General features: G+C 60.8%; 7 protein-coding genes and 1 pseudogene. 6 read left to right on the top strand and 2 right to left on the bottom strand.

Annotation, left to right across the window (positions count from 1 at the left end):
* From AC6LJ9_RS29740 to AC6LJ9_RS29720, 5 genes and pseudogenes are all read left to right on the top strand, one after another.
* A partial coding sequence (locus AC6LJ9_RS29740; protein ID WP_498150343.1) for a Fe-Mn family superoxide dismutase occupies positions 1-209 on the top strand: 209 nt, incomplete at its 5' end.
* Entirely contained in the window at positions 206-667 is a 462-nt protein-coding gene (locus AC6LJ9_RS29735; protein ID WP_498150342.1) for a chromate resistance protein ChrB domain-containing protein, read from the top strand. The genes AC6LJ9_RS29740 and AC6LJ9_RS29735, both read left to right, overlap by 4 nt.
* Positions 667-1,881: an MFS transporter gene (locus AC6LJ9_RS29730; RefSeq protein WP_285303143.1), complete on the top strand. Its 1,215-nt coding sequence runs from the start codon at positions 667-669 to the stop codon at positions 1,879-1,881. The genes AC6LJ9_RS29735 and AC6LJ9_RS29730 overlap by 1 nt, the downstream gene beginning before the upstream one ends.
* Before the next feature lie 67 nt (positions 1,882-1,948).
* Positions 1,949-4,681, top strand: a pseudogene (locus AC6LJ9_RS29725) (Tn3 family transposase); the annotation flags it as partial.
* A 236-nt stretch (positions 4,682-4,917) separates the two neighbouring features.
* A complete protein-coding gene (locus AC6LJ9_RS29720; RefSeq protein WP_498150341.1) occupies positions 4,918-5,178 on the top strand; it encodes a cupin domain-containing protein in 261 nt (86 codons plus the stop codon).
* 79 nt (positions 5,179-5,257) lie between these two features.
* On the opposite strand, the gene AC6LJ9_RS29715 is transcribed toward AC6LJ9_RS29720, so the two are convergent.
* A complete protein-coding gene (locus tag AC6LJ9_RS29715) occupies positions 5,258-6,247 on the bottom strand; it encodes an IS5 family transposase (RefSeq protein WP_034007299.1) in 990 nt (329 codons plus the stop codon).
* Positions 6,248-6,327: 80 nt separating this feature from the next.
* Here AC6LJ9_RS29715 and AC6LJ9_RS29710 point away from each other — a divergent pair, with 80 nt between their 5' ends.
* A complete protein-coding gene (locus tag AC6LJ9_RS29710; RefSeq protein ID WP_498150340.1) occupies positions 6,328-6,978 on the top strand; it encodes a helix-turn-helix transcriptional regulator in 651 nt (216 codons plus the stop codon).
* Positions 6,979-7,007: 29 nt separating this feature from the next.
* Here the strand turns inward: AC6LJ9_RS29710 and AC6LJ9_RS29705 are convergent, their stop codons facing one another.
* Entirely contained in the window at positions 7,008-7,526 is a 519-nt protein-coding gene (locus AC6LJ9_RS29705) for a YkgB family protein (RefSeq protein ID WP_498150339.1), read from the bottom strand.
* Positions 7,527-7,784: the final 258 nt, after the last annotated feature.

Here is a 7,784-nt window from a genome sequence, read left to right as displayed (position 1 = left end):
CGCGCCGCAGGCGTCTCGTGAATGCCTGGGCCGCCGACCACGCCCACAACCTGGCCGGCGCCACGCCGCTGATCGCCCTCGACATGTACGAGCACAGCTACCACATGGACTTCGGCGCCAAGGCCGCAGCCTATGTGGACGCCTTCATGCAGAACCTGTCCTGGACGGCGGCCGAGGCTGCGCTTGCCAAGGTGGAGGGCAGAGCGTGAAATGGGTCACCCGCGAACGCCCCAAGATCGACCGTATCGCCTGCCCCTGGCTGGTAACGCGCTTCATCGACGAGGCCCCCGAGTTCCTGTACGTGCCGGCCGGCGAAGTCATGAAGGTCGCCGCCGACACCGGCGCGATTCTCTATGACGTGCCGAATGTCGAGCTCGGCCACCATGGCGACCGCTGCAGCTTCGATGCCTTCATCGACAAGTACGAACTCGACGACCCGGCCTTGAACAAGCTGGCGCTCATCGTGCGCGCCGCCGACTGCGGCCAGCCGCAGCTGGCGAAGGAAGCGTCCGGCCTGGTCGCCATCTCGAAAGGGCTGTCGCTCAACTTCGCCGACGACCACGAGATGCTGAAGGCAGGCATGGTGATGTATGACGCGCTCTACGCCTGGTGCGCCCACTCCACCACGGGGCCGCTGAAGGTCGCCCGCCTGCCCCGCCTGAAGTGATGCTGCTGCCCGCCGGCGCCGCACCCGAGGCACGCCTGCTGCTGATCGGCCGGGCACTTCGGGCCTTCACCGACGGCTTTGTCGCCATTCTGCTGCCGGTCTATCTGCTCACGCTCGGGCTCGGCAAGTGGGAAGTCGGGCTGATCAGCTCCGCCACCCTGCTCGGGTCGGCGCTGGCGACCCTGGCGGTCGGGCAGTGGGGCCATCGCTTCCGGCAGCGTAGCCTGCTGCTTGCTGCCGCCGGGCTGATGACCGCCACCGGTCTGCTGCTGGCAGGCCTGGGCGGCATCGGCGCCTTCTGGCCGTTGGCTGTAGTCGCCTTCGTCGGTACGATGAACCCCAGCTCCGGCGACGTCAGCGTCTTCCTGCCGCTGGAGCACGCGCGGCTGGCCGAATCGGCGCAGGGCGAGGCGCGCACTTTTCTGTTCGCGCGCTATACCTTCGTCGGCGCCTTGTGTGCCGCGACCGGTTCGCTGGCGACCGCGATCCCGCAAGTGCTGACCGATGCCGGCCTGGCCCAGCTCGACGCGTTGCGCCTGATGTTCGTCGTCTACGGGCTGACCGGCGTCGCGATCTTCGCCCTGTATCGCGCCTTGCCGGACCACCGCGTGGACGAGCAGACGGCGGCGCCCACAGCGCTGGGGCCTTCGCGCGGCATCGTGATCAAACTGGCGGCACTGTTCTCGGTCGATGCCTTCGCCGGCGGGCTGATCGTCAATACCTTGCTCGCGCTCTGGCTGTTCGAGCGTTTCGACCTCTCGCTCGCCGCTGCCGGCCAATTCTTCTTCTGGGCCGGGCTGCTGTCGGCCGGCTCCCAGCTCGCCGCCCCCTGGGTAGCGCGCCGCATTGGCCTGATCAACACGATGGTGTTCACGCACATCCCGTCGAGCGTCTGTCTGATCCTCGCCGCCTTCGCCGACAGCCTGCCGGTGGCGCTCGCGCTGCTGTTCCTGCGCAGCGCCCTGTCGCAGATGGACGTACCCACGCGCTCGGCCTTCGTCATGGCGGTGGTGACGCCGGCAGAGCGCGCCGCGGCGGCGAGCTTCACCACCGTACCCAGGAGCCTCGCTGCCGCAGCTAGCCCCGCCATCGGCGGCGCCTTGTTCGCCGCCGGCTGGCTGGCGATGCCGCTGGTGGCCTGCGGTGTGCTCAAGATTGCGTACGACGTTGCACTTTGGCGCGCGTTTCGGAAGTACGAGGAATCTCCCTCGTGAGAGCGCTCGCGCGCAAGCGCATGGCGCGCCTTAGCGTACGATTTTTTCCGTTTCGTGAGCTGACCCCACCAAGCATGAGCACTACAGCCAGAGGGGTCAGATCGCCGAACTGTTCGGCTACCGGTCGTGGGCGGCTAGCTTCCTGCCGCAACTGGCACAGCAGGCTGAACAGATCGTGCGGCGCGACGTAATGCCAGGATTCGTGGCCGCCGAACTGATCGTTTGGCTCAGCGAGCACAAAATCATCCGGCCCGGCCACACCACCTTACAAGAGCTGGTCAGTGAAGCCCTGTCCACCGAACGCAGGCGCTTGGGCGGCTTGCTGGCAGAAGTGTTGGACGAATCGGCCAAAGCTGCGCTGGGCCAGCTCCTGGTGCGTGACGACACCCTGTCTCAACTGGCAGCGCTCAAGCAGGACGCTAAAGATTTCGGCTGGCGTCAGATGGCAGGGGAGCGCGAGAAGCGCGCCACGCTGAAGTCCTTGCACGGGATCGCCAAGGCGCTGCTGCCCAAGCTCGGCATCTCGCAGCAGAACCTGCTGTACTACGCGAGCCTGGCGAACTTCTATACCGTCCATGACCTGCGCCACCTGAAGGCGGAGCAGACCCGGCTCTACCTGCTGTGCTATGCCTGGGTACGTTACCGGCAGCTCACCGACAACCTGGTCGACGCGATGGCCTTCCACATGAAAAAACTTGAGGACGAGAGCCGCACGGGTGCGAAACAGTCCTTTGTCGCCGAACAGCTGCGACGCCATCAGGAAACGCCGCAGGTTGGCCGCCTGCTGTCGCTGTACGTGGACGACAGCGTGGCCGATCCGACGCCGTTCGGCGAGGTGCGCCAACGCGCCTACAAAATCATGTCCAGGGAATTGCTGCAAAACACGGCGCAGCGCATGAGCGTCAAGCCACTGAACAAACTGGCGCTGCACTGGCAGGCGGTGGACGGCCTGGCCGAACGCATTCGACGCCATCTACGGCCGCTGTACGTCGCGCTCGACTTCGCCGGCACGGCCCCCGATAACCCATGGCTCGCGGCGCTGACTTGGGCCAAGAGCGTGTTCGCCAAGCAGCAGCGCCTATCACAACGGCCACTCGACGAATGTCCGGCGGCAACGCTGCCGAAACGCTTGCGTCCGTACCTGCTGATGTTCGATGCCGAAGGCACGCCGACAGGCCTGCATGCCGATCGTTACGAATTCTGGCTTTACCGTCAGGTCAGGAAACGCTTCCAGGCGGGCGAGCTCTACATTGACGATAGCTTGCAGCACCGGCATTTGTCCGACGAGTTGGTTTCGATGGACGAGAAAGCCGCCGTGCTCGCGCAGATGGACATCCCCTTCCTGCGGCAGCCGGTCAGTGCCCAGCTCGATGCACTGGCGACCGAGTTGCGTGCGCAATGGGTGGCGTTCAATCGCGAGCTGAAACAGGGCAAGCTGACGCACCTGGAATACGACAAGGACACGCAGAGACTGACCTGGCGCAAGCCCAAGGGGGAGAACCAGAAGGCGCGCGAGCAAGCTCTCTACGAGCAACTGCCATACTGCGATGTCGCCGACGTGTTTCGCTTCGTCAACGGCCAGTGCCAGTTCCTGTCGGCGCTGACACCATTGCAGCCACGCTATGCGAAGAAGGTAGCCGACGCCGACAGTCTGATGGCGGTGATCATTGCCCAAGCCATGAACCACGGCAACCAGGTTATGGCACGTACCAGCGACATCCCGTACCACGTCCTGGAGAGTACCTACCAGCAGTACCTGCGCCAGGCGACGCTACATGTGGCCAACGATTGCATCAGCAACGCCATCGCCGCACTGCCGATCTTCCCGCATTACTCGTTCGACCTCGATTCGTTGTACGGTGCCGTTGATGGGCAGAAATTCGGCGTCGAGCGACCAACTGTGAAGGCGCGCTACTCGCGCAAATATTTCGGCCGCGGCAAGGGCGTCGTCGCCTACACGCTGCTGTGCAATCACGTGCCGTTGAACGGCTACCTGATAGGCGCACACGAGTACGAGGCTCACCACGTGTTCGACATCTGGTACCGCAACACGTCGGACATCGTGCCGAGCGCGATCACCGGCGACATGCACAGCATCAACAAGGCCAACTTCGCCATCCTGCACTGGTTCGGACTTCGTTTCGAGCCGCGCTTCACCGACCTCGACGACCAGTTGCAGGAGCTGTATTGCGCCGATGATCTGGCATTGTACGAGAAATGCCTGATCCGGCCGGCTGGCCAGATCGACCGGCAACTCATCGTCGGTGAGAAGGCGAACATCGACCGAATCGTCGCCACACTGGGCCTGAAGGAAATGACGCAGGGCACGCTGATCCGCAAGCTGTGCACCTATACGGCGCCGAACCCGACGCGGCGCGCAATCTTCGAGTTCGACAAGCTCATCCGCAGTATCTACACACTGCGCTACCTGCGCGACCCGCAACTGGAGCGTAATGTTCACCGCTCGCAGAACCGCATTGAGTCCTATCACCAGCTACGCTCGACCATCGCCCAAGTCGGTGGGAAGAAGGAATTGACCGGCCGCACCGACATCGAAATCGAGATCAGCAACCAGTGCGCCAGGCTGATCGGCAACGCGATCATCTTCTACAACTCGGCGATCCTGTCCCTGCTGCTGACGAAGTACGAGGCAGCTGGCAATGCCAAGGCGCTGGCGTTGATCACGCAGATGTCGCCAGCGGCCTGGCGGCACATCCTGCTGAACGGGCATTACACCTTCCAGACTGACGGCAAGTTCATCGACCTGGATGCGCTCGTGGCGGGACTGGAGCTGGGCTGACGGAAATTTCTGGGATTCCGGCGTACAACCCCGTAAAATAGAAGAGTGAGCACTTGATTTGCTGGTGCTTTCAAACAACGGTGTTGTTTTTTTAACAGCCGAACTGGAAAGGGAGGCTGAGCTGCTCAGTGATCACTTTATCCGTTGGCTGATTTACGCCGGCATGTTCGCTACAGGCACTGAACGACAACGCAGATGGTATGGTCTGTGCGTTCTGACTCGTCAAGGATCGGCCAATGGATCGTTTGTCTAATTTGCTCTCGCGGTTCGGCGTGCGGGCCAATCTGTTCTATGACGGCGACCTATGCGGCTCTGCATCTTACGATGGCGCCGAGCGGCGAGGTTATATCCATCTGCTTCAGGCCGGCAGCGTGACGTTGCTTGGTCCCGATCGCAAGGATTTGCAGCTCACTCGCCCTAGGGAAACGCTGATCAAAGCCACCCTTCCGGGATTTTTCGTCCGTGAGGCAGCAACTCCGAAATTCGCATCGTCATGACATCGAATTTCGGCTCTTTTTCAGCCCCGAATCATCGACCCGAGGCCCTTTCGGGGTTCATCGCCCCGATTTCTCGCCCTCAGGACGCACCTGTCCTGTAGGGCGCGCACAGACTTCTCTGCGACAGCACCAGATTCGCCATCGCGAACAGCACATGCAACTGCGCCGCGTTCTTCGCCAGACCCTTGTAGCGGCACTTGCGATGCCGGAACAGGTTCTTCACCACATGGAACGCGTGCTCGACCTTCGAGCGGATGCTCGCCTTGGCGTGCTCCGCCTGCTCGATGAGTTGGCGTCTCGGGTCCGTCTTGTCCAGCCTCTTGTAAGTCGTACGCCGGCGTGCGATCACGAATTCGGCCGGGCAGTCTTTCAGTTCGGGACGCTTGCCTGCACCCTGGTAACCAGCGTCGGCATGCACGTGCTTCTCCTCACCATGCAGCAGCTTGTGCGTCTGGCTCACGTCGGACGCGTTCGCCGCCGTGGCGGCAAGCGAATGAACGATGCCGGTGTGCGCATCCGTACCGATATGCGCTTTCATGCCGAAATACCACTGCTTGCCCTTCTTCGTCTGGTGCATGTCGGGGTCGCGCTCGCCCTCCTTGTTCTTCGTCGAGGGGGGCGCAGCGATCAAGGTGGCATCGACGATCGTGCCTTCGCGCAGGATCAGCCCCTGCTGACCGAGCTGTTCGCGGATCAGCGCGAAGATGCGCACCGGCATCTCGTGACGTTCGAGCAGGCGGCGAAACTTCAGCAGCGTGGTGGCATCGGGCGCCTGACGCTCGATCAGGTCGATGCCCACGAAGCGACGCACCGCGATGCTGTCGACGATGGCATCTTCAATCCCTTCGTCCGACAGGCCCAGGCAGTTCTGGCACAGATACATGCGCAGCATCGTTTCCAGCCCGACAGGCGGACGACCGCGCTCACCGCGGTAGTAGTGCGGCTCAATTAATGCCACCAGCTGCGACCACGGCACCAGACGATCCAGGTCGGTCAGAAACTTCTCCCGCCGCGTCGGCTTGCGACGCGCCGAGTACTCGAGATCGGCGAAGCTGGCTTGCTGTTTCATCTGGATGGTTGTGCCTATCGGGATGACCGGGGCATTCTACGGGGACGGGGTTAAATCAGTGTTTCCCTAGCTTGATTTTTATGCCACGCCCCGCCAAGCATCAATTGTTTGCGGGTGAGTCCGATGGCGCAAAGTTGTTGTGTGCTTCCATGGAGTTTGAGGGCGGAATTGATAATCCTTTGTCGGCTTCATTACCGGACTGTTTGGTGCTCGCACTCGATGATCTGCCCATGCTGGCAGACACGTTGGAGTGGATGTTTGCCGAGGCGGCAAATGTGCATTGTGGAAGGGAAGCCGCGCTTGAGCGCTTATTTGAGCTCCTAATCATTCTGTTGCTCCGTTACCTGCTCGATCATCACCAGTTGCGCACCGGAATGATGGCTGGACTGGCCGACATGCGGCTTGCCCGATCGCTTTTACAGATGCACAACTCCCCGGAACATGCCTGGTCAATAGCAGAGCTGGCCAGTGAGTCAAATATGTCACGCGCTGCGTATGCCGTGCATTTCAAGAGTGTCATCGGACAGACGCCTGCTGATTATTTGTTGAGTTGGCGAGTTAGCCTGGCTCAGAAGCTGATGCGAGAAGGGCGCTCGATTACGCTGATTGCAGCTCAAGTCGGCTACGAAAGTCCTTCGGCGCTGTCTCGCGCATTTAGACGCAAGACGGGGTTGAGCCCTCGTGACTGGTTGAAAGATCTGGCGGGGGAAAATGATGGCAAAAAGGCCTAAGGCATTACTGCCTTAAGCCATTGAAAAAATTATGCATTAATTTTACGTTTTTCCAGTTCAACCAGCGAATGGCTTGCCACAAATATCGAAACAGCAAGCAACCCTAAGTCTTTAAGCAGAAACTGACCTGGCGCAACGGAAATCGCCGGAAACCCTAAACTAGGCTCAATGACGCCCGGAGTGGAAAACATAAAGCTAAGGGTTGTGAAGAACAGGCCTGCAGACAGAGCGCCTCCTACCACGGATAGTTTGGGCGACAGCATGCGGCCTGCGATCAGAGTGCCGATCGAAATCTCTAGTATGCCGAGCAGGCTGGAGAACATGTCGACCGAAAAAATGCTATACACCCATCCCAAAAGCGGGCTGTTGCTCACCAGTGGAACCAGGCCCTCGGCCTCGTAGTGGGTAAATTTCATGCCGCCGAACCAGAAGTAAATAATAGCGAGAGCCAAGTACGCGCCATAGATACCTAGCCCCATAGTTTTGGTTCCAAGCGTTAAGTGGGCCTGTACGCTGGACTTCGAGTTTTCAATGCCTATGGTTTTCATGTCTGAGCTTCCAGTAGTGAGTGAGAGTGTGTTGGCTGCCGAACGCCGTATGCGTTGGCGATGAGATGATTATGGCTGGCATCTCTAATCAAGAGGCATCAGAAAGTATTGATTTCAGTGCAGATCGTCTTGGGGTCGTCTCAGAAAACGGAAAATAAAGCACGCTAAGCCGGTTGCAGCGGCCGTAGCGGCCTGAACTTGCCCGCGCCGATCTTGGCGCTGCTGCGCCAGAGGTAATCGCCGGTCAGGTTGATGTGC

This window comes from Achromobacter sp. 1011811831, assembly GCF_059760905.1.
This window is presented reverse-complemented; position numbering and strand designations above follow the sequence as displayed.

Excerpts from the sequence above, each read along its gene's own strand:
- AC6LJ9_RS29730 (WP_285303143.1), top strand. The coding sequence starts at position 667 with ATGCTGCTGCCCGCCGGCGCCGCACCCGAGGCACGCCTGCTGCTGATC.
- AC6LJ9_RS29720 (WP_498150341.1), top strand. The coding sequence starts at position 4,918 with ATGGATCGTTTGTCTAATTTGCTCTCGCGGTTCGGCGTGCGGGCCAAT.
- AC6LJ9_RS29715 (WP_034007299.1), bottom strand. The coding sequence starts at position 6,247 with ATGAAACAGCAAGCCAGCTTCGCCGATCTCGAGTACTCGGCGCGTCGC.
- AC6LJ9_RS29710 (WP_498150340.1), top strand. The coding sequence starts at position 6,328 with ATGCCACGCCCCGCCAAGCATCAATTGTTTGCGGGTGAGTCCGATGGC.
- AC6LJ9_RS29705 (WP_498150339.1), bottom strand. The coding sequence starts at position 7,526 with ATGAAAACCATAGGCATTGAAAACTCGAAGTCCAGCGTACAGGCCCAC.